The sequence below is a fragment of the Geodermatophilus obscurus DSM 43160 genome (assembly GCF_000025345.1).
GTDB classification, from domain to species: domain Bacteria; phylum Actinomycetota; class Actinomycetes; order Mycobacteriales; family Geodermatophilaceae; genus Geodermatophilus; species Geodermatophilus obscurus.
This window is the reverse complement of sequence record NC_013757.1, coordinates 3,885,911-3,912,098: the sequence shown is the minus strand read 5'-3', so window position 1 is coordinate 3,912,098 and position 26,188 is coordinate 3,885,911. Positions and strand designations below refer to the sequence as shown.

The following is a 26,188-nucleotide window of genomic DNA, read 5'->3' as shown; positions in this document are numbered from 1 at the left end:
CGTGCCGCAGATCATCATGGGTCCCAGCCAGACCGGGGCGCTCGACTCGTCGGTCAAGAAGCAGGCCTACGCCTTCCTCGAGAAGCTCTCCGACAACGACGCGCTGCCCGGGCTGCACATCGAGCCCATCAACGGCGCGATCGACGACCGGGTCCGCACCGGCCGGGTCAACGACTTCTACCGGGCCGTGCTGTTCAAGGTGCAGGGCCACGGAGCCGCCGCCCACTACGTGTACCTCGGCGTCCTCGCTCACGACGAGGCGATCGCCTTCGCGAAGAAGGCGCGGCTCACCGTCAACCCGGTCAACGGCATCGCCGAACTCATCATCGCCGGCGAGGATCAGCTCGCCGAGGACGCCGTCCCACCCCTTGATGTGGCACCGCCGGTCGCCGCCACACCCGAACCGCCCCGCGAGCTCGTCACTCCTGCCCCCTTGCCCGCGCTGCTCCCGGGGTTCGGGATCGACGAGGACGTGTTGGTGAAGCAGTTGGGGATCGATGAGGCGCTGGCCCACGCGGCACTTGCGGCCACGTCCGAGGACACGATTCTCGCGCTCGCCGACAAGGCCGTGCAGTGGCAGGGTCTCGCCCTGATCGACCTGGCCAGTGGCACGAGCGTCGACGACGTGAAGACCACTCTCAGCATCGATCAGCGGCCGGCTGCACTCGTCGCCGATGACGGTGAGGACGAGCGGCTGCTCGCGGCGCTGCAGCACCCTGCGGCGCAGATGCAGTTCGCGTTCATCGAGGACGACGATGAACTACGCCGGGCCATTGAGGACACCGACTTCGCGGCGTGGCGGGTGTTCCTCCATCCAGAGCAGCGCAAGTACGCCACCGCCACGTACAACGGCCCCTTTCGGCTCTCCGGTGGTGCCGGGACGGGGAAGACCGTCGTCCTGTTGCACCGTGCCCGCCATCTGGCTCGTCAGAACCCTAATGCGCGCATCCTGCTGACGACCTTCACGAAGAACCTGGCTGACGCCATGAAGGCAGACCTGCGCCGGCTCGACCCAACGTTGCCGCTCGCCCGCCGGCTGGGGGAGCCCGGGGTCTTCGTCTCCGGCATCGACGCTGCGGTCAGCGCTGTCCTTCGGAGCGACGAGGCGGATCTGGCGCTGGACATCGAGCCGGTGCTCGGGTCCCGCTCATGGGAGATCTTTACTCGTACTCCCGATTCCGTGTGGCGGGATGCTGCCGCGGCTGTTGGATCGGAGCTTCCAGCCGACCTTCGCAGCAAGGCCTTCCTCATCTCGGAGTACGCGATGGTCGTGCTGCCCGCGCGGGTCACCACTCGTGATGCGTACCTCACCGCTCGTCGGCCCGGACGAGGGGTGGCCCTTGACCGCAAGAAGCGGCTGGCCGTCTGGTCCGTCATCGAGGCGTATCGGTCGCGGGCAAGCATCGAGGGCAGCATCGCCTTTGCCGAAGCCGGCGCGATCGCCGCAACGTCGCTGGAACGGCGGGCGTCGGGTGGAGAACCTCGAGTGCTGGACCACGTGCTAGTCGACGAGGGCCAGGACCTGAACCCTAGCCACTGGCAGTTCCTACGCGCGCTCGTGGAGTTGGGACCTAACGACATGTTCTTGGCCGAGGACTCTCAGCAGCGCATCTACGGCCAACGAGTCGTGCTCGGGCGATACGGCATCCGGGTCGTCGGGCGTTCACAGCGGCTGAAGCTGAACTACCGGACGACCGCTCAGACCTTGCAGTACGCCGTCGGCGTGCTCGAAGGGGAGGACTTCATCGATCTCGAGGACGCCCCCGAGACCTCGGGGCACTACCGCTCGGCACGCAGCGGTCCTCCACCTCGGGTCGCGGAGTGCAGCAACCTCAGCGAGGAGCTCAAGGCGGCGGCCGACACGGTGGGTGAGTGGTTGAAGAGCGGCGTCGTCCCGGAGACCATTGGCATCCTTGTCCGCGATGCCCAGCAGGCCGGCCAGGTCAGCCGAGGACTCGAGGAGCGGGGCATCACGGTGCGAGTCGTGGAGCAGGGAGCCCAGCGTGAGGGCCACCCACTGGTGATGACCATGTACCGCGCCAAGGGCATGGAGTTTTCCCGCGCTCTGATTTTCGGTGTGAACGAGGGGCTGGTGCCGGCTGAGTATCTTCTCAAGGACCTCACCGAGGCAGACCGTGCGGACGCGCTCACCCGGGAGCGGTCGCTGCTATACGTCGCGGCAACCCGTGCCCGAGATGAGCTCGTCATTACCACCAGCGGACGAAAGAGCGAGTTTCTGCCCGCCGTCCAACTGTCGTAGCGCTGTATTCGCAGCGGGTATGCGACGAGATGCCGCGGCTCAACTTGTCTCGGGAGTCGGACATTAGCTAGCGCATCAATGTCGGTCACGGCTCCGTGAGTCATGCCGATAAATCGCCGTCCGACCAGCGGTGGTGTCTTTCAGGTTTCATCTTCATCCTCGCTGTCGCTGAAGGGGAGGAATCCAAAGTCCTCATCGGCGAATGGGAGTGTGCTCTCCATGTGTCGCGCGCGACCCGCCTTGTACCTGGGGAGCCCCAAAAGATCATTGAGAACCTGTGCCATGCGTAGTCGACGGTCTGTCAGGAACTGCTCGAAGGCGGAGATCTGCCAGAGTCGCTCGTCGTGCGTTATCCACTGCTCGCTCAGTCGACGTGCGTCCAAAGTTTGGAGATATTCCTCGGGCTTCTTGGCCCCGATCCTCCGATTCGCATTCCCGGAGATGAAGGCTAGGTTTGCGAGGTTGTTCGTCGCATCCTTGCCGTAGCGCTGCTGTACTCGAGCCTTGGGGAAAATGTGGTGATACTCGATTTGCGACGAGCTGGTCATTGGGGCGGCACTAAGGGCGGAGTTTGACAGCCAGTCCTTGGCGCCACCTCGAAGGGCGGCGATGTACAGCAGAGCAAAAAACGGGCTCTTTGACCCTCGGCCGGCCAGGTCCTCGGGCGATAGGGGCGTGTCTGTCGATCGGGGACCGCTCGCCCGTCGAATCAGGTCGTCGAAGAGAGTGGTACCGCTCTTCTCTCGGCAGAGGCGGGCCTCGACGTCAAGTTTGCTTTCGACTTGATTGGAGTAGTGACTGAACGCCATGGTGGTATAAACCCAGCGCCGCAGGAGGCGGACTTCGTCGTCGGTCAGTCGGCCTCTTCGCTGGTGTAGGAGGTAGGCGGGTATGACGGCGACGTTGGGTGAGGTGAGTACGGCCGCTCGCGGAATACCACATTCGGCGCGCAAGAAGTCTACGGCTAGGCGAACCGCAGACTCCGTCTCCGCCCAGGCGGACTTCAGCTGGTCCCCGGTTACATCCTTATTTATCAACTTGATGCGTGTGCGCCCGTTCCGGCGATAAGTCCCATAAGCCGCAGAACTGCCTCCCGATCAAGACGGAAGGCTGCGTGTTCCAGTTCCTCCATGAACCGGTCGATGGTGTCTAGCCCGTCTGCCCAACGCGCGGCTATCGCGCTGTAGACCAAGTCCCCTTTGGAGAGTCGTCGACCACCCTGGTTCACTCGAGCGAAAATCTCCGCAATCTCTTCGTAGTCCTCAGATTCGATGCCGATGATGGGTATCGCGTATTGTCGGATGTTGTGGACGCGCTTGAGGCGCTCGTAGTAGCAGTCGAACAAGTCCTGCTCGTCGGAGGCCAGCGCTTGTCGGACCAGCTCCGCGAATTGCGGCGAGTCGGCGAGTATATCCGATACCGGAACGAGCTTAGAGTCCCTCCTTTCCACGGCGCTGGGGTTGAGAAACGTTTGGGATCGTAGGTCGAAACGGACGTCGAGCGGCGGGCCAATGACCTTGTCAGGAGCGATGACCTTGGCCATTGATGTCAATCGTTGCTGACCATCCAGGAGTACCCCGGGGTGTGCGTACGTGGGCATGCCTTGGACGACGGCCGCTATGCGCAGTGGGACCTCGAGAGTCGTCCGCCAAACCAGGAGGCTCCCGACCGGGTATCCCCGATAGAGGCTGTCTAGGAGTCGGGGAACCTGCGGCCTCTGCCAGACGTAACCGCGTTGGATCGACGGGATAACGAGGCTGCCGCCAAGAAGAGCTTGGACCTGACTGATCAAGCTCTCGGTGCCGTACCCCACTTGACCCTTCCTCCTGCGACTCCGTGCCGCTTGTCATGGCGCCTGGGCCGCCTCTGGCGGGAATCTGTGCCAACAAGCATGACACTGCGGAGGTCCATCATCGGGGATGTGGAGCATGTATGTCGGTGCAGTCGGGGTCAGGATGAAGGCGCTCACCCGTCCCGTGGACGGTCCTGAGTTGCTTGTCTTCTCAACCGGGAGGACGTCACGCGACTCTAGCGGCGTGGAAGACATCGGCCGGGAGTGCGTGTTCGAGTCGCCAGAGGATCCGCATGGGGCGTTCGCCGGTGTGGGAGACGTAAGACATTGGCCCGGCGTAGAGGTACGGCGGCGTCCCGAGTGTTCCATCCGCCGTCTTGGTCTCGCGGACAAACAGGTGCACGGACGTGCTCATGTCTCGGTGGTGGATGTATCGCTTGCCTACCGCGGTGCGCTCAGAGGTCGTGTTCTGAGACTCCCACTGGAACATGGTTGGAGAGATGGCATGGTCCGCGTACATCGTCGTGGGCGAGTAATGCGTCTCAGTCTTCTTTAAGGTCACAAAGAAGACGTCGGCTTGGTCCTCCTCCACCCAGTGCACGCCCGCACCGAATGAGCCGCTCAAATTCGTCTTGCCGAAGGCCGCCAGAGCCTCGTTCTGGCTATAGCGGGCGTGCACGTGCAGTGGACGGTCGCCGGCTTCAGCCAACGGTCGGGCCACCCGGTGAATTCGCCCGTGCAGGACGTCGCTCAACTCGACGAGCTCTTCCGCGCGTCCCCGGTGGGCCAACAGTCGGGCGAGCGACGCCTCGCCGCTGCTGAACGGCCTCTGTGAGCCGAACAGCGAGAAGTGCAGCATCGCGGCCAGCCGCCGTATGCGGACGCTGGTCTGCGCCACGGTGTCCAACCGCGTAATTGACCCGAAGAACCGCAACCGCTCCAGGTCGTCGACGTGCAGCATGCGGCCCAGCGCGGCACCCAGCGCGGAGTCGTCCGGTCCTGGCGCGTCGTCGACCCAGCCGGCGGCCCGCTTGAGGTCCAACCAACTGCGACCGTTGCCGCGGTACAGGTCCTCGAGCTCGACGCCCGTCTCCTCGAGGAACTCGGACAGCGACGGTGACTGCTCGCGCTTCGCCTCGCTGACCAGTTCTTGCCACGGCACGCTCAGCGACTGCTTGATGTTGTCGAGGACGATCCGCTGCGCCACCCGGTCCAACTCGATGTGGCAGCCCGCCGGCAGGGTGGGGAAGCCCTGCTCGACGTCGCGCTGTAGCCCGCGTCGAGAGCTGCCGGTCAGCGCACGAAAGCGCAGGTCGAAGCGGAACTTCTTGTGCTGGGCGCCGATGAAGTCGAGGACGGTCAGGCAGGCCTTGTCCTCGGCCAGCCGCAGGCCGCGGCCCAACTGCTGGAGGAACACCGTCGCGCTCTCGGTCGGCCGTAGGAACAGCACGGTGTCGACGGTCGGGATGTCGAGGCCCTCGTTGAACAGATCGACGGTGAAGAGGACGTTCACCGCCCGGTCGCGCAGGGCGGCCAGTGCCGCCGCCCGCTCCTCACGAGACGACGTCGACGTCACAGCCCGGCTCGGGATGCCGGCCCTGGTGAACCGGTCGGCCATGTACTGCGCGTGCTGAATGCTGACGCAGAAGCCCAGCGCCCGCATCCGGCCGGGGTCCTCGACCTTGTCCTTGACCGCCTGCAGGACGAGCCGGACGCGGTGGTCGTCGCCGGTGTAGACGTTGCTCAGCTCGGTGACGTCGTAGCCGCGGCCGCGCTTCCACCGCAGCCGGTCGAGCGCCACGTCGTCGTGGACGCCGAAGTACTGAAACGGCGCGAGGAGGTTCTGCTCGAGTGCCTCCCACAGTCGCAGCTCGACAGCGGTGCGTCCGCCGAACCAGGTGCGCACGTCGGCGCCGTCCGTTCGTTCCGGCGTCGCCGTCAGGCCGAGGAGGACGGTCGGCTTGAGGTGCTCGAGCAGTCTCCGGTAGGTGCTCGCCTCGGCGTGGTGGAACTCGTCGACGATGACGACGTCAAAGTGACTGGGGTCGAGCTCGCCGAGGTCGAGCTGGTTGAGCGACTGCACGGAGCCGAACACGTGCCGCCACTCGCGAGGACGCTGCCCGCCGACGAAGAGCTCGCCAAAGTCACCCTGGCGCAGCACGTGCCTGAGCGTAGAGTGGCTCTGCGTCAGCAGCTCCTCGCGGTGGGCGACGAAGAGGAGCCGGTCGACCATGCCGCTCTCGCGCAGCCGCCGAAAGTCCAGCGCGGAAACGACCGTCTTGCCAGTGCCGGTCGCCATCACCACGAGGTTGCGCCACCGGCCGTGGACGGTCCGCTCGGCGTCGAGTGCCTCGAGGATCTCCTGCTGGTAGCCGAAGGGGCGCACGTCGAGCGTCGTGATCTCGATGGGCAGGTCGGACGGGCCGCCGCGCTCCGCGGCCAGCGCCTCGCGGAGCCGGTCGCCGTCACGCTGCGGTTCGTAGGTCTCGAACGACGGGTCGAGCCAGTAGCTGTTGAAGGTCTCGGCGAACGTGGTGAGCAGGTGCGCCTGCTCGACGCTGGACAACCGCACGTTCCACTCGAGACCGTCGGTGAGGGCGGTGCGGGAGAGGTTCGACGAGCCGACGTATGCCGTCGACAGGCCGGTGACGCGGTGGAAGAGCCAAGCCTTGGCGTGCAGCCGCGTCGTCCGGGTCTCGTAGGAGACCTTGACCTCTGCGCCCAGCTCGACCAGGCGGTCGAGTGCGCGCTGGTCAGTGGCGCCCATGTACGTGGTGGTGATGACACGCAGCCGGCCGCCGCGCTCGCGCAGCTCGGTGAGCTGCTTCTCGATGACCCGTAGGCCCTGCCACTTGATGAAGGCACACAGCAGGTCCACCCGGTCAGCCGAGGCCATCTCGCGGGTCACCTCGTAGCCGATCCGCGGTTGTCCGCGGCCGTTGACGAGCAAGGCGCTCGTCGACAGCGGGACTGCGGGGCGCTCGGGGAATGACGTGGGACCGGGGATGCCACTTGGCGGAGCGATCGCCAGAAGGGTTCGGGCCGGGGCGGTGACGGCGTCGTCCATGTCGGCGACATCCGGCGCCAGGTCGCCGATGGCGGCAACGAGGCGGTTGGCTAGCTCGACCTGCCGATTGATGGCCGTTGCGTCGCTCCCCCCGGCCGCCCGCAAGGCCCGGCTGACGAGTACGGCGATGTGGCGGGTCAGCGGCTCGTGCGCATCGGCCGGGTCGAGCGTGCCGAGCTGGATAAGGTCCGGAGCGGCCGCGGGCAGGTCCTTGTTGAGCCGATCGGTGACCAGGTGCTCGTACAGCCCCGTGGGCGTGTCCCCCATAGACCGAACGTAACCGGAAGGTCACGCGGTTCTTGGTGTTCGACGCGCTGTGACCAGAAGCCCCATCGCTCGATTGCCACGCAGGGTCAACCCCGCCGGCCCTGGGCGGACCCGGCAATGAGCAAGCATTCGCTTGGCGTCTGGCTGACCTTGAGGGTCCTCTCGACAGGGTGCCATGCTCGCCGCGCTCCGCACGATTCACGTGCTCGACCCCGCTATCGCGAGCTGCTGGCGACCTCGCGCGGCTCGCGATGGCGGGGTCGAGGAGCCACAGCCGGTCCCCCCGACTGGATGGAGAGCGGGACAAGAGCCCTGTCGCTCAAGCGGCCGTCGCGGGCGAGAGGACATGTGTCATGCCGTCGGGGCGGCGCAGAACCTCCAGGACCTGCCTATTGCCCTGCGTCAACAGGGCCGGCGCGTCCGGCAGACGAGAGACGTTGGCAGCGAGGGTGGCCAGGTCCCGGTCGAGAGCGATTGCGTCTCCGCCTTGCCACGGGAATCGATAGGTGATCGGCGGTTCCGCGAGCCGCCACAGCAGGTCCTGCAGTCGCTGCTGGGTCTTGGCGTTCTGCTGTAGCTGGGCTGACAGGCTGTCCTGCAGGTAGGTGAGTGACTCGTCGCGATTCCGCAAGGACGCCTCTGCGCCGGTGACAACGAGTGCCCGGCTGTCGAGGGTGAGCGCGCGGTACAGCCGAGCCACCTGTTGAGGAAAGCGCCGGTAGTCCTCAGACGAGTCGTCACCGGCGAGCAGGCCCTGCACCTTCTCCACGGCCACACCGCCGCTCTCCGGGATCTCCTTCGATGCGCCCGTCTCCCACCGGCTCAACCAGGACAGCCCGCGGTTCTTGACCACACGGAGGTTGTCGACAGCGGGCCCGAGCCCGATGGCTGAAGGGATCGAAACGCGATCAACAAGCGCCGCGCTGCTCATGGCCAACGCGTCCTCGACGCTGTCCAGTTGGGCGTCCATGGTCTCGTCATCGATCCGGCGGAGGGCGGCGATCCCCTCGCGGATCTGCGTCAGCTTCTTGTCCTGCTGGTGCCGGGCAAGCATCTCCGCGCCCACGGTCACGGCCATCAACGCCAGTAGCGGACCGAGAGCGACGCCGGCCGCGGCTCCCCCTCCGCCGACTGCGATCAGCCGCGCGTGCCCGGCGATCCCTGAGCCGTCCCGGACGAGTCCCCGGAATCCACCGCCGACAGCCGGTACGAGGTCCCGGATGGTTGACCCCGTCGGCAGCTCCACGCGGAAAAGCGTCGTCCCCGCCTGCGCGGCCGACGCCCCGACCCGGGAGAGGACCGTCGAGAGCTCGGAGGACAGCGCGCTCGTGCCCCGCAGGACGCTGCCCCAGGTGTCCGGGTTGCGCTCCGGTGCCTGACTCCATGTGACCAGCACACCGTCGCCCTCAGCGAGCAGTCGCCACGGGTCGCCCTGGACAGTTGACCGATGTCCGGGGTCGACTGGAAGGACAACGCCGGTGACCGGCTCCCCATTGTTCGCCTGCACTGTTTCGCCCTCTCAGTATCGGACCCGGGACCAGGCCCGGAATGGTTCCGCGGAGTCGGGGAGTTTCACCTGCTGCCTAGTCACTCCCGCCCCTTTCCCTTCAGGACGTCGCTGCGACGTCCGCCGGCACGGTGGGTTCGCCGTTAGATCAGGGCGCTACTCCGTCGTGCGCCGAGTCGATGACACCCAGGTCGCCGTCGCCAGACGCAGACCCAGGCCGTCGGCGAAGTACGGGTGGCGCTTGCACAGGCGTGCGAACAACTTCCGGATGTCCACGCTGTCCAGCAATTCGGGCAGCAGTGTGAAGTCGAACGCGGCCGACTCCGCCCAATCCACCAACTTCGTGTAGCCCGCGACCGCATGTGCGCCCGTGGTTTCGACAAAATCGCGTAGCTCCTCTTCGGGAGCGGCCATAGTGCCGCAGGACCCAAAGTAGACGACCCGGTTGGCCAGTCGTCCGGGGACCATCGCGGCGATCTCGGCGAGGCTCAGAGAATCGCCGCCGAGATGGAGCTTGCCGCGCTCGCCGTGGTACGAGAAGTAGGCGAGCGGGAAAGCGTCGTAGCGCCGTGTGACCCACTTGCGCAGGTAATACTCAAACTCGTCCGCCGTCGCCGCATTGCGGTGGATGAGTCGGTCGCCGCGCATCGTCGTAAGCATGTCGAGCCCCGGCCGCACGCTCAGGCGCTCGACGAGGGAGTCCCCCCAGTCGCCCTCGAGACAGAAGATCCCCTGGTTCGGCATGCCCGCCAGGATGAGTGGTGGCGGTCGGCTCGTGGACGAGGCGCGGCCGATGTGAGACGGCTGGGTTTCATGAGGGGGACGAGGTGCGCAGGCTGACTCGCCAGCTCGCCTCCCGGCGATGTCGCTGACCGATGCGAAGGTCTCGGCCGCAACCCCCAACGACCGAGGAGCACCGTGCGCATCGGCACCTGGAACCTGAGGCTCTGCCCGACCTCGACCTCGACCTCGGAGAGGGGACAGGCGATCGCCGCCTGGATGGACGCTCAGGCCGTCGACGTCTGGTTGCTCACCGAGGTGCACCGTGACTGGGCCCCGCGTGACGGCCACCTCGTCGTCTCACCACGGCGAAGCGACGATGTCGAGTGCAAGCGGTGGGCAGCCATCGAGAGCAAGCTGCCGATGAGCGAGTTGACGACCGGCGACTCACCACACCCAGGTGACGAGGGGCTGGTCCTGGCCCGTCTAGCGCTCGATGGGACCTCCGTCCTCGTCGCCTGCTCCGTCCTGCCGTGGAAGGGCGCCGCGAAGTACTGGAATGGCCTCCCGCCCGGCCAGTTCGATCAGTGGCGATTCGTCCTCGACCACCACGTCCGCCGTATCACCGCAGAGCGCCGGCCAGGTGAGGCGCTCGTCTGGGGTGGGGATCTCAATCAAGAGCTCACGCCGCCGACCTGGGGCGGCACACGGGACGGCGCCACCACGCTGCGCGCGGCGTTCGAGTACCTCGGTTTGACCGCACTGACCCAGGGCCTGAGCCACCTGAACCGCCTGTCGCACTCCATTGACCACCTCGCCGTCAGCGCAGATGTGCTGGCCGAGCGGGTCGAAGTGCACCGGCCGACCTGGGCTGACCACAAGGACCTCAGCGACCACGCCGCCTACATCGCTGACGTGTGGCTTCCGGCGTCCGCCGCTGGAGTGACAGGGGTCGATTCTGTCGGTGGCGCCTGACAGCATCCGCGCCCGGCCGTCACGGGGCGGTCAGCGAGTCGGGGAGTGGCATGACTGAACCGGTCGGTGTCCAGGTGGGGCGGATTTGTCCTCAGTGTGAGCGGGAGGACTCCGTCCCGTTGAGGTGGGGGCTGCCGGGGTCCGAGGACCAGCGGCTCGCCGAGCGTGGGCTGGTTGCCCTCGGCGGCTGCGTTCTCCTTCCGGACGAGCCCGTCCTCGCCAGCCGATCGTGCGGGCTCGAGTGGGGACGCGAGGGTGACCCGACCGCTGACGAGCAGGCGTTGGCCGATCTGCTGCGCGTCCAGTACGCCGACGTGGTCCGCGCTCTCGGTACCGGGTGGCGTCGGGAGGACGCCGCCGTCGATGACGGGATGCAGTGGTTCGTCAGCGGTGAGCCGGCTCAGGTCGCGGTCGGCGTCGACGGGGTCGGATTCGTGCTGGCCCGGCCACAGACCTCCTGGGACGGGGGCCGGACGGATTGCCAGCCGACGAACGGAAGCCGATTTGGCCGTGACGACCTCTTGTGGTCGCCCGACGTCATCGCCGAGGTGGCGGAGGCCATCGCCACGCGCCGGCGCCGGTCGTTCCGCTGGTGCCGCACGTGCCGCCGCGCCCATGCGCCCGAGTCGTTCGTCGGCGCCGTCGGCAGCTGCCGGTCGTGTGCGTCGGCCTTTGCTGACGTCGAGGTGTGACACCGCTGGCTGCAGCGGCCGCGTCGGCGGCTCTGTTCGACGGGTTCGCGGCTCTCCCGGCCAATGTCCTCGCGGTGGACAGCTCGTGGGCGTGGCATCGCCCGGCCCTCTGAGCTTCTGGGTCGACGGGATCAGCCGCCCAGACCTGGAGGCGGTCTTCGGCGTCCCCATCGACGGGCACCTGGTGACCCGGACGGCGGTGACCGCGGATGGCTAGCGTGACGAGCCGTTCTGGACACGCTGTGGGGATTCGTGGCGTTGAGGGGTCCAGGCCACCCCGGCTGTCCCGCGGAGTCACGGTGCCGAGGCCGGTGAGCTGTGCCGATACAGGTAGGCAACGCCTCGCCGAGCCAGGAGCCCGACGTGCCCAGGTCCACCGCGCCCCGGTCCCGCCCCGGGCCGAGCAAGGGCGCCCGCGCCACGAAGGGCTCCCGGTCCAGCAGCGGAAGGACGGCGAAGAGCCGCCGCCGGTCGAGGTCCGGGCGCGCCTTTCGAGCGGCCCTGCTCGTGGTGCTGATCACCGCCGGCGTGGTGGTCACGTGGCCGGCCGCTGAGAAGCACCTGTCCGCGTTTCCGTTCCTGCAGTCCGTCATCGCCGGGTTCAGGCCGGCTGCGCCCGCCTGGCCGCTGACCGGGGTCCCGGCCGACGCGGTCGCCGACCGCCCGGCGCTCGCGGTGAAGATCGAGAACTCCGTCGACGCCCGCCCGCAGACCGGGCTGGGCGCCGCGGACGTGGTGTGGGAGCAGGTCGTCGAGGGCGGGATCACCCGGTTCGTCGCCGTCTACCACTCCGACCCCCCGCCCGAGATCGGCCCGGTGCGGTCGATCCGGCCGATGGACCCCGCGATCGCCGCGCCGCTGGGCGGGCTGCTCGCGTTCTCCGGTGGCGTGCCGACCTACGTCACCGCCGCCCAGGACGCAGGGCTGCAGGTGCTCAGCCAGGACACCCCGGCCGGCGGCTTCCACCGGACGTCGACCCGCGCGGCGCCGCACAACGTCTACGCCGTGCCGCAGACCCTCGTGGACCAGGCCGACGCCGCGCACCGAACCTCACCCAGCGCGCAGTTCGACCATCCCGCGGCCGGCGAACGACCCACCGCCGTCGCCGCGGGCCAACCGACAATCAGCCTGGAGCTCACGCTGTCCGGGGTCAGCCACCCCCGGTGGACCTGGAGCGCCGCCGACGGCCGCTGGCTGCGCAGCGAGGGGAGCACCCCGGCGGTCGAGGCGGACGGTCGGCGGATCGGCGCCACCAACGTCGTCGTCCTGCGCGTCGACGTCGTCGCGACCGAGGCCCGCGACCCGGCCGGCAACCCCGTCCCGGAGACCATCCTGACCGGCACCGGCCGGGCCCTCGTCGCCTCCGGCGGCCACACGGTCGAGGCCACCTGGTCCAAGCCGGCGACCGGTGACCGCGTGACGCTCACCCGAGCGGACGGCGCCCCGGTGACGCTGCCGCCCGGGACCACCTGGGTCGAGCTGGTCCCCAACAGCGCCGGGGCGGTCGCCACCGGTTGACCACGGAGGGGCGACGACGTGGGACAGCTACCTGCCCGCGTGGGCCAACCGCCTGAGGCAGCGTTACGGCGGCGGCCGATTCACCCGACTGCGGGACGAGGCTCCAGTCCTCCCTCGCCGGACCCGTTGAGACGGGCATGGGCGCAGCCGTCGCAGGACTGGAGATGGCTGCCGGCGACCTCGTCGGTGCGGTGCTCAGGAGCGTCCTGGCAGCGGTCCTCTCGACCCCGTGGCTGATCGGTGTCCTGCTCCTCGCGATCGCAAAGGTGGTCGGGCTCGGCCGCGCGGTCGTCCACGGAGGGCACGGGCGGGACCCTCGCCGCACCTTCTCCCGGGCCGAGAAGGTCGCACTCCTCGAGCGGGCGGGTCACCGGTGCGAGCACCACTCGTGGCTGCTCGGTCGGTGTCGGGAGACCGAGGCGCTCCAGGCCGACCACGTCCACCCGCACAGCCGCGGCGGGGCGACCGACGTCGCCAACGGCCAAGCGCTGTGCAGGCGGCACAACAGAGGGAAGGCGGCGCGGGTGCCGTGGGGATGGGAGCTGGCCGGCATGCAGCGGCGCAGGCGGGCCTACTTCCCACCAGGGTCTGTCACGGCCGTCGTCCGCCATGGACCGCGCGTCCGCTCGACGGGTGTGAGGCAGATCGGCGCGGTGTCCGGGGCGAGGGCGCTGCGGAACGTGCCTGTCGACGCAGACTGAATGGCCGGAAGTGGTATCACCTCGGTACCATCATGGCATGGCGATGACCCTGCGGACCGACGACGAGTTGGATCGGGCGCTCGCGGCCCTCGCCGCCGCAGAGGGCACCTCCCGGCAGGAGATCATCCGCCGGGCCGTCCTCGAACGGTACGAGCGCAGCGGCCACGCTGCGCGGGTCCAGGAGAGCACCGGTCGGCTCATCGACAGGTGGGGTGACGTGCTGCACCGCCTGGGCACGGTGTGAGCGAGGTCGAGTACCTCGACCTCGACGACCTCCTCGGCCTCGTCCGGGCGCTGCATACCGGCCCGGTGCGCGATGTCGGCCTGCTGGACTCGGCTGCTGCGCGACCCCGGGCGATCGTCTTCGGGCAGGAGGCCTACCCGACGTTGCCGCTCAAGGCCGCCGCGCTGCTCCACTCGCTCGCGCGGAATCACCCGCTGGTCGACGGCAACAAGCGGCTCGGCTGGCTGGCCACCGTCGTGTTCCTCGACCTCAATGGCACCCGACCGGACCTGAGTGACGACGCGGCCTTCCAGCTCGTCATGGACGTGGCCGCCGGCGCGGCCGACGTCGAGGGGATCGCCGAGCGGCTCCGGGTCGCTCCGCGCTGACCCCACCGGAGCACACCGCTCGCGACGGCGGCTGGGCACATGCCACGTCGACGTCCACCGCGGTCGCCGGATGACCCGCGCGGACCGCGCTCAGCACCCACACCCGGTCCCGCCCTCACTACGTGCTACACGATGTAGCCATGGCGACCCCGCGCTCCGTGCGGCTGTCGGACGACGTACTCGCTCGGCTGTCCGATCTGGCCGGGCGGCGCGGGGCGTCCGTGTCCTCGACCATCGAACGGTTACTCGATGAAGCGCTGCGCCGCGAGGCGCACCCGGGCATCACCTTCCGGGACGGCCCCAGCGGTCGACGGGCCGGGTTGGTGGCCGGTCCGGACGTCGACGAGGTGATCCGCACCCTCCGCATGAACCAGAGCGAGGGGACAGCCGACGTCATCGCCACGGTCGCCGACCTGCTCGCGCTGACCGAGTCGCAGGTGCGCGCCGCCATGGCCTACTACGCCGACCACCGCGGCGAGGTCGACGAGCGCATCGAGGCCACCCAGCGAGCCGCGGACGAAGCCGAAGCCGCATGGCGCCGCCAGCAGGAGATCCTGGCCGGTCGCGGCCAGTGAGGCTGCTGCTCGACGAGATGTACCCCCCGCGCCTCACCGAGCACCTGCGGGCCCGCGGCCACGACGTCCTCGCCGTCGCTGACCTGGCCGAGCTCATCTGCCGGTCCGACATCGAGGTCGCGCGGTTCGCCCGTGAGCGAGGGCGGATCGTGGTCACCGGGAACGTCGCTAACTTCCTGCGCCTGGACACCGGGCACCACTCGGGTCTCCTGCTGGTCCCCGCGCGCCGCTGGCCTCGCAGGCCCCAGGATCTGCCGCGACTGGAGCGAGCCCTCGCTGCCTGGCTGGACGCCCGGCCCGAGGATGCAGACGAGCAGGTCCCGGATGCCGGGCTCGTCGACTGGCTCTAGGAGCCTGGTCGAAGATCCACGTCAGCGGGCCAGCGCCGTCCCTCGGAAGGCCTGCTCGCGGTGGCAGACCACGTGCCGTTCGGCCGTCAGGGGAGTGCCCGGACGGGGCTGCAGCCGCCGGCCGTGCAAGTCATACAGGGCCCGGCCCTGTGGCGTGCGGGCGGAGAAGCGCTGGGACACGACGACGGCGAGGTCGTCGTCCAGCCCGAGCATCCCGCGGTCGAACGGTGTGCGCCCCCCGGGCCCATTGAGCCGTGTCACACTTACATGACATCATGTGCGTATGACACGGCGGGTCTCATCCCTGCTGCCCGTACTGCGCAGCGAGACGCAGGCCCGGTTGCTCGCCGCGCTGCTGTTGCAGCCGACGCGCGAGGCCAGCATCGCGGAGCTGGCCCGTGAGATCGGAGCCGATCCGGGCAACCTGCACGCGGACGTGCAGCGTCTCGTCGAAGCCGGAGTGCTCGCTGATCGACGGGTGGGACGTACCCGCCTGCTCCGTGCCGACGCCAGCTCCCCCCTGGTCCGACCGCTGACGGATCTGCTGCTGGTTGCTTACGGCCCCAAGCCAGTGCTGGAGGAAGCGCTGACCGGGGAACCCGGCATCGAGTCCGCTCTGATCGTCGGGTCGTGGGCGGCGCGCTACCACGGTCAGCCCGGACCGCCCCCCGGGGACGTCGACCTGGTGGTCATCGGGGAGCCGGACCGGGATGCGGTGATCGAGAAGGTCGACGAGGCGTCGCGACTGCTGGGGCGCGAGGTGCAGGTCGTGTTCCGCTCGCCGGGCGGCTGGGAGGCGGCGTCGGACGCCTTCACGCGTTCGGTCCGAGAGCGGCCGACCGTGGAGCTGGACCTCGCTGAGGAGCCGCGGTCGTGAGCGGTCCGGCCGGTGCCGACGTGGTGCGGCGGCTGCTCGAGGAGCGCCGCCTCCAGTCGGTGCCAGCTGACCGAGCGGCTGCCTCGGCGCTGCTGGAGGCGGCGGCCAGACACCTGGACAGTGCCCTCGTCGTGGCCGACAGCGACCCCGACGGTGCCTACACGATGCTGTACGACGCTGCTCGCAAGAGCCTGGCCGCACTCCTGCAAGTACAGGGGTTGCGCGCGACGAGCCGCGGCGGCCACGTCGCCGTGCAACTGGCCATCGAGGCGCAGTTCCCCGACCCGCCGCCGCGGACGGCCTTCCGGCCCTTCGGCCGGCTGCGCACCATCCGCAACCGCGTGGAGTACGACCCGGTGTCCCCGGTCGACAGCGACGACGTCCGGGCCGAACATGCCGCGGCGACTCGCATGCACGCGATGGCGGCCTCCCTGCACTCCGACATGCCGCCGTTCCCTGCCTGAGGACGCAGTCGCCGGTCTCTCGGTGCCGGGATGGCCGATCCGCGTCGGCACGATCGCCGACATCGGCCGCCCCGAGAGCGCCGCCCCAGCGCAGCGGGCGCCCAGGAGGCCCTCAGCCGGCGAGCGCCGTCCCCTGGAAGACCTGCTCGCGGTGCCAGACCACGTGCCGTTCGGCCGGTAGAGGAGCGCCCGGACGGGGCCGCAGCCGCCGGCCGTGCAGGTCGTACAGGGCCCGGCCCTGTGGTGTGCGGGCGGAGAAGCGCTGGGACACGACGACGGCGAGGTCGTCGTCCAGCCCGAGCAGCCCGCGGTCGAACAGCTTGTGGTGCAGCGAGCAGAGCACGAGCCCGTTGTCGAGGTCGTCGGGGCCGCCGAGCTTGAACCAGCGGACGTGTGCCGCCTTGATCCCGACCACGGCTCCGCCGGCGGCGCCGTCAAAGCCGCAGAAGGCGCACTGCCGGTCCCACGCGGCGATGACGGCGGCCGGCCAGGCGCCGCTGCGCCGTCGCTGGCCGGGGCTCGCGCTGCCGGTGCGCCCCTCGAGCAGGTCGGGATCCAGACCGACCGCCACGAGGACGTCCGGGGCGACCGTGCCCGGGAAGTGGCTCTCGACCAGCGTCCGCGCGACCTCGTCGAGCAGTTCCGGACGGCCCTTCAAGGTTGCCTCCAGTGAGGCCTCGAACCGGCCGGTCACCCCGTCGCGCAACGGGGTGACGGTGTCCATGGGGACCTCCCGATCGAGGGTCCACGCACCGTCGGCCCGCAACCTCGTGAACGGGAACGCGGCACTCTGCGCACGGCTCGTCCTCGACGATGGCCCGAACTCCGCGATGAGGTCGGCCAGCTTCTCCTCGGCGTCCGACCAGGGGACCGCGCTCGTGCCGGTTGCAGCCAGACGGCCCAGCGCCAGGAGGACCAACAGCGGCTTGTGCGGCGACCGGCGTCCGTCCTGCTGGTGCTGACGCAACGAGGACAACCGGTCGAGGACCTGTTGCTCAGCGCGCGGGCTCGATGGCACGGCTGTCACTGTCCCTCACGGCGCGGCGAGAGCACGCCGGGACACGGGCCGCCGCGGTGTGACGGCCGGCTGGACAGATCAGGTGTCCCGCTCGGGGAGGTCCTCTTCCGGCGAGTCGGCGAGCTCAGCCCCGAGCTGCTCCTCGGGTGTGGTGGGCCTCAGGTCCGCGTCCTTGCCCTCCATCCAGGTCACGACGTCGTACACGCGCAGTGGGGACACGTGATCACCCACTCCTGCCTCGGTCCGGAGCGCGACCAGCCGGTCGTGGAGGTCGTTGCGCCGCAGTTCGAGGCGCAGCGGTTCCCACTGGCGCCGGGATGCGTCGGTGACCCGAGCGACGATCGAGTCGTACACGGGGACGAGCCGTGGGCGCTTCCGGGCGCAGAGCTTGCTGGCGATCGTGGGGCCCACGCCGTGCAGGCTGCGCAGCGCGGAGTACAGCTCCCGGACCGGCCAGGAGCTGTCGATGCTGTCCGACACCTCGACCAGGTCGTGGTCCGGCCCGATCGCCGAGAGGAGCCGTGCGAAGAGGGTGGACCGTTCGGCCAGCAGCTCGCGGGCAGCGATCGGCGGCACGAAGACCGACAGGAAGCTCACCGCGACGAGGTCGTCAGCGGTGAACCGGTCCTCGGCGTTGCCCGGCCAGTCGTCGAAGGAGGAGCCGGTGTAGCGCCGGCCGTCGTCCAGGCCGTAGTAGGTGCGGAGGTAGCGGACGGCGGTGGACGAGTCGTCCGGGTCGCTCAGCGCCGCGGGCAGTCGGTAGGTCATGTGGCCTCTCGGGTCGAGGATGTGGCCGGAGTGCTCAGCAGCGTCCGGCCGGGTGGGGAGACGGCTTCCCACCCGGCCGGTGGGGTTCAGTGCTGCGGGGGCGCGACAGGCGCATGGCCCGGGATCAGCAGCCCACCCGCCTGCTGCACGGAGGCGACCTTGGTGGGGTCGGTCAGGGGGAACGGGTACCGGCTGCGGTCGAAGTCGGTGTGCTCCCACTTCCACTCGGCGATGCGCGGGCCGACCCAGAACAGGTAGATGCCGAGGGTGACGACGATCAGCAGGAACCACTTGATCCAGTTGCCGAACAGCGCAGTGGCAGAACCCGTGAAGACGAGCGGGTACCCGTCGATCGTGCTGTGCTTGGCCCGCCACCGCTCGCGCAGCACCAACGCGAAGGGGTAGCAGATCCCCAGGGTGCAGATGGTGATCAGGGCGCCGAGCAGGGCGGTGCCCACGTAGGTGGCCGCGCCGCCGTGGAAGCGGAACCTGCCGGACTTGGCCATGACGATCTCCCCGTGTGAGGCGGTGCTGACGACTTCGTCCATCGGCAGGAAGCCCACCGTCCGGAACCATCGGGTTCCCCGATCCGCCTCGGCGATCGATCGTCGCTACCTCGACGCGCTGTCGCGCTCAACACGCGATCGTCGGCCAACGGGCGCAGTTCAGGCTCGACGCGGATTGGCCGCACTCGTCCCGGGGTCGCACCTTCGGGTGACGGGCCTCCCGTCCGCCGGTCACGGAGCGTGACAATCACTCGAGGCGATCGCGTCCACACGGACGCATCGGTGTACGGGGGACGCGCGCGGGTCGGGCCGCGCAACGGGGGAGACATGTTCCGGGAACCACTGCGCCGTGATCCGCTGGTCGTCGGCTGGGCGCTTATCGTGCTCGTCGCCGGCGTGGTGGCGCTGAACCACAACACCGAGTGGGGCGGGCACCTCGAGGCCGACCGCGTCGCGGGCTTCCTCACGGACCTCGCCGAGGCGTTCCTCTGGTCCTTCTTCCTCCTGCTCCTCCTCGCGTGGCTGCGCGCCCGCAGCTGGCGGTGGCTGGGCGGCGGGACCCGCCGCGCACGAGGGAGGACGGCGAAGGCCGCGCCGCCCTCGCCGCTGCCCTGGACCGACCGCTGGATCAGGGACTGGCGCGAGGCCGAGGCGCAGCAGCGCGCCACTGCAGAAGCCGGCAACGTGCCCGCAGCCGTCGCCTGCCGGCACGGCATCCGGACGGACGCCGAGACGCCGGTCGAGCAGGCGCCGGTGCTGCGCGCGCTGTCGGTGAGCCACACGATCGTCCGCCCCGGCTGGGACGTGAGCGTCACCTGGTGCTTCGAGCACGCCCGCGACGTCGTCGTCGACGGTCGGAGCGGCTACCCAGCCTGCGGCCAGGCCCTCGTCCGGGTGGACGACAGCCAGCGGATCGAGCTCGTCGGCCGCAACCGGCACGGGACGACGCCGGTGGCCACGGCCGTCGTCGTAGCCATGGCCGTGCCGCAGCTCGACCTGCCGACCGTGGCGGCACCGCCCCCCGTGGCTCTGCGGGCCGACGTGGCGGCCACGGTCGGTGTCTCCACGCCGATCACCCAGCGGCTCGACGCCTTCTGGGCCACGCAGGAGAACCTACGGCCGCAGTTCGAGGTCTCCCGACCGTTCGTGGGCGTGCCGACGCCGGTCGTCGACGGCCTGCGGCGAGCGGGTCGGAACGCCCAGGGGGAGGCGCAGTGAGGTCCGGGACGCAACGGTCGTCGCTCCGCCGCCGGGTGACCCGGCGCGCCGTCGCCGAGCAGCTGCTCACGGTCTCGGGGGCGAACCGCGACGTCCTGCGCGACGCGCCCAAGGAGCGCACCAAGCAGGTCGCGATGGGCGCGGTGCTCCTCTCCACGGCCGCCATCGCCGCGGTGTCCGCGTCCTACGCCCTGCACCTCGCCCTGCACTTCTGGTGGCCGTTCGCCGTCCTCGGCGGAGTGGCGTGGGGCCTGGTCATCCTCAACCTGGACCGCTGGCTCGTCGTCTCGACCCCGCGGCTCAAAACCAAGCTCGGCACCCTGGCGATGGCGCTCCCGCGCGTCCTCCTCGCCGTCCTCATCGGCGCGGTCATCTCGACCCCGCTCACGCTCGCCGTCTTCAGCGCGGAGATCAGCACCGAGGTGCAGGTCATGGCGGCCGAGGAGGAGGACGCCTTCAACCGGCAGCTCGACGAGGACAGCCGCTACGCGCAGATCCCGGCCTGGGAGGCGCAGATCCAGGCGCTGCAGGCCGACATCGCGCAGCCCGTGACGGACGCCGATGTCCTGGACGACCCAGCCGTGGTGGACCTCCAGCAACGCATCGACGAGGCGAAGACCCGCTACGAGGCCGCCGCGGCCGCGTTCCAGTGCGAGAACGACGGGACGTGTGGCACCGGGGACGCCGGCATCGGCGACGTCTCCCGCGAGAAGCAGGCCGAGCGGGATCGGCTGCAGCGTGAGTGGCAGGACCTCCAGCAGCAGTCGGAGCCCGCAAAGGCGCAGGTCCGCCAGCAGCTCGAGACCGAGGAGATCCAGAAGACGGCGGACCAGGAGGCGCAGCTGGCCGACCTGCAGGAGCGGTCGGCCGACGCCAGCAGCGATCGACGTGCCGAGATCGCGGCGCACCAGGCTGCCGTCGGCGACAGCGACGGGATCCTCGCCCGGCTCACCGCACTGGGACGCATCAGCGACGCGGACCCCGTGCTGCACGCCGCGCACCTCCTGCTGTTCCTCTTCATGACGGCCCTCGAGTGCCTACCGATCATCTTCAAGACGATGCTCGCGCTGGCGCCGCCGTCCCTCTACGAACGGCTCGTCTCGCTCGAGGAGGAGAAGGTCGAGCAGCGCATGCGACTGCGGCTGCAGACCGAGTACGAGGAGGCCGAGACGCTGGCCCGCTCGGCGCTGACTGCCGCGGAGGCCCGGGCGGCTCGGACGCTGAAGGCGGAGTCCCGGGCCACGGGCATGGTCCTCGACGCCCAGCTCGACGTCACCCGCGACGGCGTGCGCCGCTGGCGGGACGAGCAGCTGGGGGCGACGTCGGCGGGCGAGGTGCGGGAAGCGACGCCGTCCGCCGACGACCTCGAGTCCCTGTACAAGAACGACAGGCTCGGCTCCGAGGACCCGCGGGACGGCCGGCTGGCCGGCTCGTCGGCACCTGCCTGACCCTGCGACGCGGGTGGCGGTCACGTCCTCACCGGCGCCCGCTGTGCCGGCCGCCCGCGCACAACGGTGCGGCGGGGCCGCCGACCTCGTCGTGTCAGTCCGAGGGGGCGTGCTCGTCGAGCAGCGCCGATGCGACGAGCGCGTCGTACTCGTCGAGCGGGAGGTCGAGCGCGTGACGCACGCGCAGCCGGGCCATCAGCAGACCGGCGGCGTCCTCCACCGCGCGGTCGTCGCCGTCCTCGATGTCGTTGAACGACCGTCGTGCCCCCATGGTCAGCCAGCGGTGTGCCTCACGGAGATCGCCCGCCAGCTCGAGGTTCTCGCCGAGGAACAGGTAGACGTCCCCGTCGACCGGGCGCTCGCGGCGCAGCTCCTCGGCGATCTCCCGCGCGGCCTCGGCATCGCCCAGCTGGAGCAACCCGCCGTGCAGGTAGCAGCGGACGTCGGGCGCCACGTGCTGTCCGGCCGCGACAGCTCGGCGGAACACGGCAACCGCGGCCTCGACGTCCCCGGCTGCAGTGAGGTGCTCTCCGGCGCTCACCAGCAGGGCGGCGGGGGAGACGCCCTGGTCGTCCGGATGGGCCTCTTCCGCCCAGGCCGCGAGTCTCTCAGCTGCCGCACGGTGCTGTTGCGGCGTCCGGGCTCGGGCGTACAGCGCCTCGACCTCGTCGCTGGTGAGCGGTCCGCGCACGAAGGTCACCGTATGGCCGGATCGGCGAGCCGCGGAACCGCGCGAGCCGAGGTACCTGCCTCGCTGGACCTGCCGCTCGGTACGGCGCGGACCCGGATCGGCCAGCGGCTCGCGGCCGTCGGTTGCGGGGCGCCGCGGTGCCTCGGCGGTGCTCGCGCCTGTCCGCCGGAGGACTGCGGTGGCCCGCACGGGTATGGGCGCCTGCTCGCGGTGCTGGCCGACCCCCAGCTCCGCTGTTCGAACGGCTCCCCTCACGCTGTGTTGTACCGTTTGTACATGGCCGACCCCAATGACCGCAGTGTCTCCGACGCGCGCAGGGACCTCGCCGCGGTCGTCGACCAGGCCCGCTCGACGCACCAGCCGGTCTACCTGAGCCGCCGCGGCCGGCGGGTCGCGGCTGTCATCGCAGCGGACGACCTCGAGCGCCTCCAGGCCCTCGCCGAGGACATGTCCGACATCCTCGACGCCGAGGCCGCGCGCGCCGAACTCCGGGGAACGGTGGCCGAGCCGGTGCCGTGGGAGCAGGTGAAGGCCGACCTGGGCCTGGCGTGACCTACGAGGTCCGGCTCGCGCCGGCCGCCGTCCGTCAGTTGCGCAAGCTGGACCCACCGGGGCGCCGACGGGTCCAGGCGGCCATCGACCTCCTGGCCGAGGACCCTCGTCCCCCAGGGGCGCGGCAACTGGTCGGTGGCGCCGGGGAGTGGCGGGTGCGGACCGGCGACTTCCGCATCAGCTACGACATCCGGGACGGGGAACTGCTCGTCCTCGTCGTCAAGGTCGGCCATCGGAGGGACGTCTACGAGCGGCGGCAACCCTGACACGGTGACGGCCGGGTCAGCGGTACCCCTCCGTCCGGCGCGCCGCCCCGCTTCCACGGACGGCTCCCCCGAGGACCCCGGCGCCATCACGGTCGGTCCGCCTACTACCGAGACTGCAGTGGGCGAGATGGATCGAATGCATCAGTCGAGGTCGTCGGGCGACGTCCGGGCGGCGTGTTCAGCGAGTGCGTCCAGGTCATCGTCCTCGGTGGCGCCGGCCAGCCGGTCCCGGTCGGCGATGAGTTGCCGGCGGCGGGCGGCGGTCAGGTAGGTCGGGGACTCCAGCGCCCGCTCGCCGGGCTGGTGCGGGTCCACCCCGATCGCCGCCAGCATCGGCTCGCTGCGCTGGGACGCCGAGCGCACGCCGAACCAGCCCAACAACTCCTGGGCCTGCGGACCACCCGGCCCGAGAGAGCGGTTGGCCTTCGCGACCAGCCAGCAGATCGCCGCAGCAGCGGTCTCCGCCCGGCCCCGGCGGCGGAAGACGGCCGGATCGCCGTCCGCGACCGCGGCCAGCAGCCAGCGGGCCGCCGTCCGGTGCTCGACGTCCAGCAGTCCGTCGCAGCACCGGTCGACCAGCTCCCGCACCTCGGCCACTCGGTCGCGGACGTCGGCCGGCACCCGTTTCTCTACGAACGGTTCGTCCGGCAGAAGAGCGTCGTCGAGCCCGTCGAGCCCGTCGAGCGCCCGCGCGCCACCCACTGCCCGGCGCAGCTCGTCCAACTGCACGGCGTCGAGGTACTCCTCCGGGTCGAGGGCGCCGACGGCGGCCAGCAGTGCCTCCGGGCCCTGCAGCCGCGGTGCGCGGATCGCCGCCTGGTACTCCGGCTCCCACTCGTCGACGGCGGCGAGGGTCTCCTCGGTCAGCCCGGGGCGGATCCCGCGCTCCGCGTGGCTGAACCGGATGAGCGCGCGCAGGACGGCCGGCGCCTTCGCCAGGTAGCGGAAGTCGGCGACGATCTTCCGCGGGATCCAGTCGGTCAGCACGATCTCGACGGCCACCGGGCTCCAGCGCAGCGGGTCGCGGGGCCCGTAGTCGGTGCCGAACCACAGCAGCGTGTCCAGCAGGTCCCGGGAGTCGGCGTCGTCCAGCCCGGCGGCGAATGGCGAGGCGAGGCAGCGTTCAGCGAGGGCCTGCCGGTCGGCCTCGCTCCACTTCGGCCGCTCGTACCCGCGCCCGCCGGCCGGCAGCAGTCCGGCGGCCCACTCGACCAGCGGCCGGCAGGCCGGCCAGGTCTCCGTCTCCAGCGGCGGGAAGACCATCGCGCCGTGCTCGACCGCCTCGGTGATCCGGGCCCGGGCGTCGGCCGGGTCGAGCTCGGTGAGCGTGACGTCGGGGTCGTCGCTCTCGCTGCGCATCAGCTCGACCAGGTCCGGCAGGGCGCCCGGGACGACGAAGCCGTCCTTGGCGACCGTGCCGAGGTTGTGGTCCACGTAGACGGCGACCGAGAGCTCCGGACCACCCGGCAGCCGCACGCCGAGCACGAGGTTCTCGCCGTCCCCCAGCACGTCCGTCATCTGCAGGGCGCGGTCGTGCGCACGCGCCCGGTCCAGCTCGGCGAGCCAGTGGGGGAGTACGTGGGCCCGGGTGGCGACCTCCCGGCGGACCCGGGAGCGCAGCACGTCGTCCCCGGTCAGGACGGCGATCGCCGTCAGCAGGGCCGAGGTCTCCGGGATGGGCACCTCGAAGAAGGTCTCGACGATCTCCTCGCGTGGCGGCAGCGAGGGTTCGTCCTGGGCGCCGAACAGACGGCGTTCCCGCGGATCGGTGGCGGCCAGGAAGGAACTTGTCAGCGCCAGCAGGTCGAGCGGCTCCCCGCCGGCGAGCGCCCCGGCGACCTCGTCGACCAGGTCCGGGGTACGTCGTTCCCGGCGTGCGGCCACGTCCCGGCGGCTCCGCGGCCCCGACGAGGGCTTGCTGCGGTGCATGCGCTTCGGCATCGGGACGACGCTAGCGGCGGCCGCAGCCGTCGTCAGGAGGGTCGGGCGTTCCTCCCAGCCGGGCCCATCCCCTCTGTCTCTCGAGCGCTCCACAGGGAACTTGACCGACCGGCGTGTACGACAGATAGTCGTACACATGACGGAGAGTTCGGTCGGTACCGAGGTCTGGCAGGCGCGCATCAGCCGGGACCTGGCGGCCCAACTGCAGGCGGATTCCGAGGTCCTCGGACTCTCCGGTCGGACCGAGATCGTCAAGGCAGCGCTGCAGTTGCTGCACCAGCGGGCCGCAGAGGAGCGCATGGCGCGCAGCGTGGAGGAGTTCTACGGCGACGAGGAGCCACCCCTGCCCATCGGCGTGGTGGCGGACGAGCCGGATGACGCGGACGCGTCCTGACCCGTGGCCCTGCCCGAACCGCTGCGCGGTGAGGTGTGGGACGTCGCGTTCCCCGGTTTCGGCGTGCACCCGGCCGTCGTCCTCAGCGTCAACGCCCTGAACAGCAGGCTCGGCCACGTCGTCGTCCTGCCGATCACGGGGACCAGTGGGCCGTCGCTCACGCACATCCCGCTGGGCGCCGACGCCGGTCTCACCCGGTACGACGAGTCGTACGTCGACATCACCGGCGTCCAAGCCGTGGCTCGCGGCCGATGCCGTCGGCGCCGCGGGCTGCTCGCGCCGAGCGAGATGACCCGCATCGAAGGGCAGCTGCGGGTCTATCTCGGACTGTGACCGCTCGGCGTCCCCACCCCGGTTGCCATGTCACCCAGGAGGCGCACCCGGCCTCGGTGACGCGCTCGGCACGCACCACGGCACCACCCTCGGGAAGGCCCATGCCCCGACTTGTCCGTGCGGGATTCGTAGGGTGCCGCCCGCCCCATTGTCGGCGAACCGCCGGTCGTCGCCCGGGGTGTAAAGGCACGGGTACGTTCCGGCTCTCCGTCGTCCCACGTCGCCCGGGGTCAGGTCAACCCGGGCAGGTTGACCACGATCGCTTCCTGGCTGCTGCGGGCGATGACCACGACGGCCTCCTCGTCGGTCGGGTTCTCCTCACGGTGCGGGGTGTGCGGCGGGACGAAGACGTAGTCGCCGGGCCCGGTGGTCAGCCGGACCTCCTCGCCGTCCTCCGCGAAGACGAAGACCGGGTGGCCGCGCAGCACGTGGATGGCGGTCTCGGAGTCGCCGTGGTGGTGGTCGCCGGACGATGTCCGCGGGGCGACGTGCGTCTGGCCCATCCACACCCGCCGGGATCCGACCGTCTTGGCCGACACCGCCTCCAGCCTCGTCATGCCGCTGGTCTGCCCGGTGTCGCCGGTGAGCTCGTCGGCCCGGATGTGCCGCAGCGGCTGGTGCCAGCCGTCGGTGGGTTCCTCGGTCATGAAAGTCAGCCGACCGCGCCGGCGCGCGG

Annotated in this window: 29 protein-coding genes and 2 pseudogenes; 19 read left to right on the top strand and 12 right to left on the bottom strand. The window is 70.2% G+C overall.

Going from position 1 to position 26,188, the window contains the following annotated elements; all coding sequences use genetic code 11:
• Position 1: 1 nt before the first annotated feature.
• A complete protein-coding gene (locus GOBS_RS18235; RefSeq protein WP_012949743.1) occupies positions 2-2,260 on the top strand; it encodes a 3'-5' exonuclease in 2,259 nt (752 codons plus the stop codon).
• Between the two features lie 140 nt (positions 2,261-2,400).
• On the opposite strand, the gene GOBS_RS27720 is transcribed toward GOBS_RS18235, so the two are convergent.
• The 5 genes from GOBS_RS27720 to GOBS_RS18215 all read right to left on the bottom strand — a co-directional run bounded on the left by GOBS_RS27720 (position 2,401) and on the right by GOBS_RS18215 (position 9,637).
• Positions 2,401-3,069 (bottom strand): hypothetical protein, encoded by a 669-nt coding sequence (locus tag GOBS_RS27720; protein WP_166487451.1) that lies wholly within the window; start codon positions 3,067-3,069, stop codon positions 2,401-2,403.
• Positions 3,070-3,293: 224 nt separating this feature from the next.
• Positions 3,294-4,073: a DUF262 domain-containing protein gene (locus GOBS_RS25670; RefSeq protein ID WP_049788371.1), complete on the bottom strand. Its 780-nt coding sequence runs from the start codon at positions 4,071-4,073 to the stop codon at positions 3,294-3,296.
• A gap of 205 nt (positions 4,074-4,278) precedes the next feature.
• The gene (locus GOBS_RS18225; RefSeq protein ID WP_012949742.1) at positions 4,279-7,386 is read right to left on the bottom strand and encodes a DEAD/DEAH box helicase; all 3,108 of its coding nucleotides are present in this window, start codon (positions 7,384-7,386) and stop codon (positions 4,279-4,281) included.
• A gap of 319 nt (positions 7,387-7,705) precedes the next feature.
• Positions 7,706-8,782, bottom strand: a complete 1,077-nt coding sequence (locus GOBS_RS18220) for a hypothetical protein (protein ID WP_012949741.1) — start codon at positions 8,780-8,782, stop codon at positions 7,706-7,708.
• A gap of 267 nt (positions 8,783-9,049) precedes the next feature.
• Entirely contained in the window at positions 9,050-9,637 is a 588-nt protein-coding gene (locus tag GOBS_RS18215; RefSeq protein ID WP_012949740.1) for a DUF6642 family protein, read from the bottom strand.
• Between the two features lie 174 nt (positions 9,638-9,811).
• On the opposite strand from GOBS_RS18215, the gene GOBS_RS18210 reads away from it, so the two are divergent.
• The 9 genes from GOBS_RS18210 to GOBS_RS18175 all read left to right on the top strand — a co-directional run bounded on the left by GOBS_RS18210 (position 9,812) and on the right by GOBS_RS18175 (position 15,036).
• The gene (locus GOBS_RS18210; RefSeq protein ID WP_012949739.1) at positions 9,812-10,588 is read left to right on the top strand and encodes an endonuclease/exonuclease/phosphatase family protein; all 777 of its coding nucleotides are present in this window, start codon (positions 9,812-9,814) and stop codon (positions 10,586-10,588) included.
• 281 nt (positions 10,589-10,869) lie between these two features.
• Positions 10,870-11,280: a hypothetical protein gene (locus tag GOBS_RS18205; protein ID WP_243697535.1), complete on the top strand. Its 411-nt coding sequence runs from the start codon at positions 10,870-10,872 to the stop codon at positions 11,278-11,280.
• A gap of 91 nt (positions 11,281-11,371) precedes the next feature.
• Positions 11,372-11,497 (top strand): hypothetical protein, encoded by a 126-nt coding sequence (locus tag GOBS_RS29390; RefSeq protein WP_279432619.1) that lies wholly within the window; start codon positions 11,372-11,374, stop codon positions 11,495-11,497.
• Positions 11,498-11,643: 146 nt separating this feature from the next.
• The gene (locus GOBS_RS18200) at positions 11,644-12,798 is read left to right on the top strand and encodes a DUF3048 domain-containing protein (RefSeq protein WP_012949736.1); all 1,155 of its coding nucleotides are present in this window, start codon (positions 11,644-11,646) and stop codon (positions 12,796-12,798) included.
• A 137-nt stretch (positions 12,799-12,935) separates the two neighbouring features.
• The gene (locus tag GOBS_RS25665) at positions 12,936-13,499 is read left to right on the top strand and encodes an HNH endonuclease (protein ID WP_081448927.1); all 564 of its coding nucleotides are present in this window, start codon (positions 12,936-12,938) and stop codon (positions 13,497-13,499) included.
• A gap of 37 nt (positions 13,500-13,536) precedes the next feature.
• Complete coding sequence (locus tag GOBS_RS18190) at positions 13,537-13,743, top strand: ribbon-helix-helix protein, CopG family (RefSeq protein ID WP_012949734.1); 207 nt, start codon at positions 13,537-13,539, stop codon at positions 13,741-13,743.
• Positions 13,740-14,111, top strand: coding sequence for a type II toxin-antitoxin system death-on-curing family toxin (locus GOBS_RS18185; protein WP_012949733.1), 372 nt, complete (start codon positions 13,740-13,742; stop codon positions 14,109-14,111). The genes GOBS_RS18190 and GOBS_RS18185 overlap by 4 nt, the downstream gene beginning before the upstream one ends.
• Before the next feature lie 140 nt (positions 14,112-14,251).
• Positions 14,252-14,686, top strand: a complete 435-nt coding sequence (locus GOBS_RS18180; RefSeq protein WP_012949732.1) for a ribbon-helix-helix protein, CopG family — start codon at positions 14,252-14,254, stop codon at positions 14,684-14,686.
• Positions 14,683-15,036 (top strand): DUF5615 family PIN-like protein, encoded by a 354-nt coding sequence (locus tag GOBS_RS18175; RefSeq protein ID WP_012949731.1) that lies wholly within the window; start codon positions 14,683-14,685, stop codon positions 15,034-15,036. The genes GOBS_RS18180 and GOBS_RS18175 overlap by 4 nt, the downstream gene beginning before the upstream one ends.
• Positions 15,037-15,057: 21 nt before the next feature.
• Here GOBS_RS18175 and GOBS_RS18170 read toward each other — a convergent pair.
• A pseudogene (locus tag GOBS_RS18170) lies at positions 15,058-15,261 on the bottom strand (phosphorothioated DNA-binding restriction endonuclease); the annotation flags it as partial.
• Between the two features lie 58 nt (positions 15,262-15,319).
• On the opposite strand from GOBS_RS18170, the gene GOBS_RS18165 reads away from it, so the two are divergent.
• Both GOBS_RS18165 and GOBS_RS18160 read left to right on the top strand, forming a co-directional pair.
• On the top strand, positions 15,320-15,913 hold the full coding sequence (locus tag GOBS_RS18165; protein WP_012949730.1) for a winged helix-turn-helix domain-containing protein: 594 nt from the start codon (positions 15,320-15,322) through the stop codon (positions 15,911-15,913).
• Positions 15,910-16,377 carry a hypothetical protein gene (locus tag GOBS_RS18160; RefSeq protein WP_012949729.1) on the top strand — a complete coding sequence of 156 codons (468 nt, stop codon included), beginning with the start codon at positions 15,910-15,912 and terminating at the stop codon, positions 16,375-16,377. Before GOBS_RS18165 ends, GOBS_RS18160 begins: the two co-directional genes overlap by 4 nt.
• Before the next feature lie 112 nt (positions 16,378-16,489).
• Here the strand turns inward: GOBS_RS18160 and GOBS_RS18155 are convergent, their stop codons facing one another.
• From GOBS_RS18155 to GOBS_RS18145, 3 genes are all read right to left on the bottom strand, one after another.
• Positions 16,490-17,395 carry a phosphorothioated DNA-binding restriction endonuclease gene (locus GOBS_RS18155; protein WP_041241573.1) on the bottom strand — a complete coding sequence of 302 codons (906 nt, stop codon included), beginning with the start codon at positions 17,393-17,395 and terminating at the stop codon, positions 16,490-16,492.
• 78 nt (positions 17,396-17,473) lie between these two features.
• On the bottom strand, positions 17,474-18,163 hold the full coding sequence (locus GOBS_RS18150; RefSeq protein WP_012949727.1) for a DUF6308 family protein: 690 nt from the start codon (positions 18,161-18,163) through the stop codon (positions 17,474-17,476).
• An 86-nt stretch (positions 18,164-18,249) separates the two neighbouring features.
• A complete protein-coding gene (locus GOBS_RS18145) occupies positions 18,250-18,711 on the bottom strand; it encodes a DUF898 family protein (protein ID WP_012949726.1) in 462 nt (153 codons plus the stop codon).
• 285 nt (positions 18,712-18,996) lie between these two features.
• On the opposite strand from GOBS_RS18145, the gene GOBS_RS18140 reads away from it, so the two are divergent.
• Positions 18,997-19,887, top strand: coding sequence for a hypothetical protein (locus GOBS_RS18140; RefSeq protein WP_012949725.1), 891 nt, complete (start codon positions 18,997-18,999; stop codon positions 19,885-19,887).
• Positions 19,884-21,335, top strand: a complete 1,452-nt coding sequence (locus GOBS_RS18135; RefSeq protein WP_012949724.1) for a DUF4407 domain-containing protein — start codon at positions 19,884-19,886, stop codon at positions 21,333-21,335. The genes GOBS_RS18140 and GOBS_RS18135 overlap by 4 nt, the downstream gene beginning before the upstream one ends.
• A 94-nt stretch (positions 21,336-21,429) precedes the next feature.
• On the opposite strand, the gene GOBS_RS18130 is transcribed toward GOBS_RS18135, so the two are convergent.
• Positions 21,430-22,026, bottom strand: a complete 597-nt coding sequence (locus GOBS_RS18130; RefSeq protein ID WP_166487450.1) for a hypothetical protein — start codon at positions 22,024-22,026, stop codon at positions 21,430-21,432.
• Here GOBS_RS18130 and GOBS_RS29815 point away from each other — a divergent pair.
• The 3 genes and pseudogenes from GOBS_RS29815 to GOBS_RS18120 form a co-directional block, all read left to right on the top strand.
• Positions 21,913-22,242: pseudogene (locus tag GOBS_RS29815) on the top strand (IS1096 element passenger TnpR family protein); the annotation flags it as partial. The gene GOBS_RS18130 and the pseudogene GOBS_RS29815 sit on opposite strands and share 114 nt — an antisense overlap.
• A 60-nt stretch (positions 22,243-22,302) precedes the next feature.
• Complete coding sequence (locus tag GOBS_RS28950; RefSeq protein WP_012949722.1) at positions 22,303-22,578, top strand: type II toxin-antitoxin system Phd/YefM family antitoxin; 276 nt, start codon at positions 22,303-22,305, stop codon at positions 22,576-22,578.
• Positions 22,575-22,844, top strand: coding sequence for a type II toxin-antitoxin system RelE family toxin (locus GOBS_RS18120; RefSeq protein ID WP_012949721.1), 270 nt, complete (start codon positions 22,575-22,577; stop codon positions 22,842-22,844). Before GOBS_RS28950 ends, GOBS_RS18120 begins: the two co-directional genes overlap by 4 nt.
• A 141-nt stretch (positions 22,845-22,985) precedes the next feature.
• Here GOBS_RS18120 and GOBS_RS18115 read toward each other — a convergent pair whose 3' ends face one another.
• Positions 22,986-24,785, bottom strand: coding sequence for a DUF6398 domain-containing protein (locus tag GOBS_RS18115; protein WP_049788370.1), 1,800 nt, complete (start codon positions 24,783-24,785; stop codon positions 22,986-22,988).
• Positions 24,786-24,921: 136 nt separating this feature from the next.
• On the opposite strand from GOBS_RS18115, the gene GOBS_RS27710 reads away from it, so the two are divergent.
• Together GOBS_RS27710 and GOBS_RS18105 are read left to right on the top strand one after the other, a co-directional pair.
• Entirely contained in the window at positions 24,922-25,179 is a 258-nt protein-coding gene (locus GOBS_RS27710; protein ID WP_012949719.1) for a hypothetical protein, read from the top strand.
• Positions 25,180-25,182: 3 nt separating this feature from the next.
• The gene (locus GOBS_RS18105; protein ID WP_012949718.1) at positions 25,183-25,512 is read left to right on the top strand and encodes a type II toxin-antitoxin system PemK/MazF family toxin; all 330 of its coding nucleotides are present in this window, start codon (positions 25,183-25,185) and stop codon (positions 25,510-25,512) included.
• A 230-nt stretch (positions 25,513-25,742) separates the two neighbouring features.
• Here the strand turns inward: GOBS_RS18105 and GOBS_RS18100 are convergent, their stop codons facing one another.
• Positions 25,743-26,159 (bottom strand): cupin domain-containing protein, encoded by a 417-nt coding sequence (locus GOBS_RS18100; RefSeq protein WP_012949717.1) that lies wholly within the window; start codon positions 26,157-26,159, stop codon positions 25,743-25,745.
• Positions 26,160-26,188 lie beyond the last annotated feature (29 nt).

Bases quoted from the DNA above. Each gene is read 5' to 3' on its own strand.
- GOBS_RS18150 (WP_012949727.1), bottom strand. From the start codon at position 18,163: ATGACCTACCGACTGCCCGCGGCGCTGAGCGACCCGGACGACTCGTCC.
- GOBS_RS18100 (WP_012949717.1), bottom strand. From the start codon at position 26,159: ATGACCGAGGAACCCACCGACGGCTGGCACCAGCCGCTGCGGCACATC.
- GOBS_RS27720 (WP_166487451.1), bottom strand. From the start codon at position 3,069: ATGGCGTTCAGTCACTACTCCAATCAAGTCGAAAGCAAACTTGACGTC.
- GOBS_RS28950 (WP_012949722.1), top strand. From the start codon at position 22,303: ATGGCCGACCCCAATGACCGCAGTGTCTCCGACGCGCGCAGGGACCTC.
- GOBS_RS25665 (WP_081448927.1), top strand. From the start codon at position 12,936: ATGGGCGCAGCCGTCGCAGGACTGGAGATGGCTGCCGGCGACCTCGTC.
- GOBS_RS18215 (WP_012949740.1), bottom strand. From the start codon at position 9,637: ATGCCGAACCAGGGGATCTTCTGTCTCGAGGGCGACTGGGGGGACTCC.
- GOBS_RS18225 (WP_012949742.1), bottom strand. From the start codon at position 7,386: ATGGGGGACACGCCCACGGGGCTGTACGAGCACCTGGTCACCGATCGG.
- GOBS_RS18145 (WP_012949726.1), bottom strand. From the start codon at position 18,711: ATGGACGAAGTCGTCAGCACCGCCTCACACGGGGAGATCGTCATGGCC.
- GOBS_RS18115 (WP_049788370.1), bottom strand. From the start codon at position 24,785: ATGCCGAAGCGCATGCACCGCAGCAAGCCCTCGTCGGGGCCGCGGAGC.
- GOBS_RS18180 (WP_012949732.1), top strand. From the start codon at position 14,252: ATGGCGACCCCGCGCTCCGTGCGGCTGTCGGACGACGTACTCGCTCGG.
- GOBS_RS27710 (WP_012949719.1), top strand. From the start codon at position 24,922: ATGACGGAGAGTTCGGTCGGTACCGAGGTCTGGCAGGCGCGCATCAGC.
- GOBS_RS18190 (WP_012949734.1), top strand. From the start codon at position 13,537: ATGGCGATGACCCTGCGGACCGACGACGAGTTGGATCGGGCGCTCGCG.
- GOBS_RS18140 (WP_012949725.1), top strand. From the start codon at position 18,997: ATGTTCCGGGAACCACTGCGCCGTGATCCGCTGGTCGTCGGCTGGGCG.
- GOBS_RS18165 (WP_012949730.1), top strand. From the start codon at position 15,320: ATGACACGGCGGGTCTCATCCCTGCTGCCCGTACTGCGCAGCGAGACG.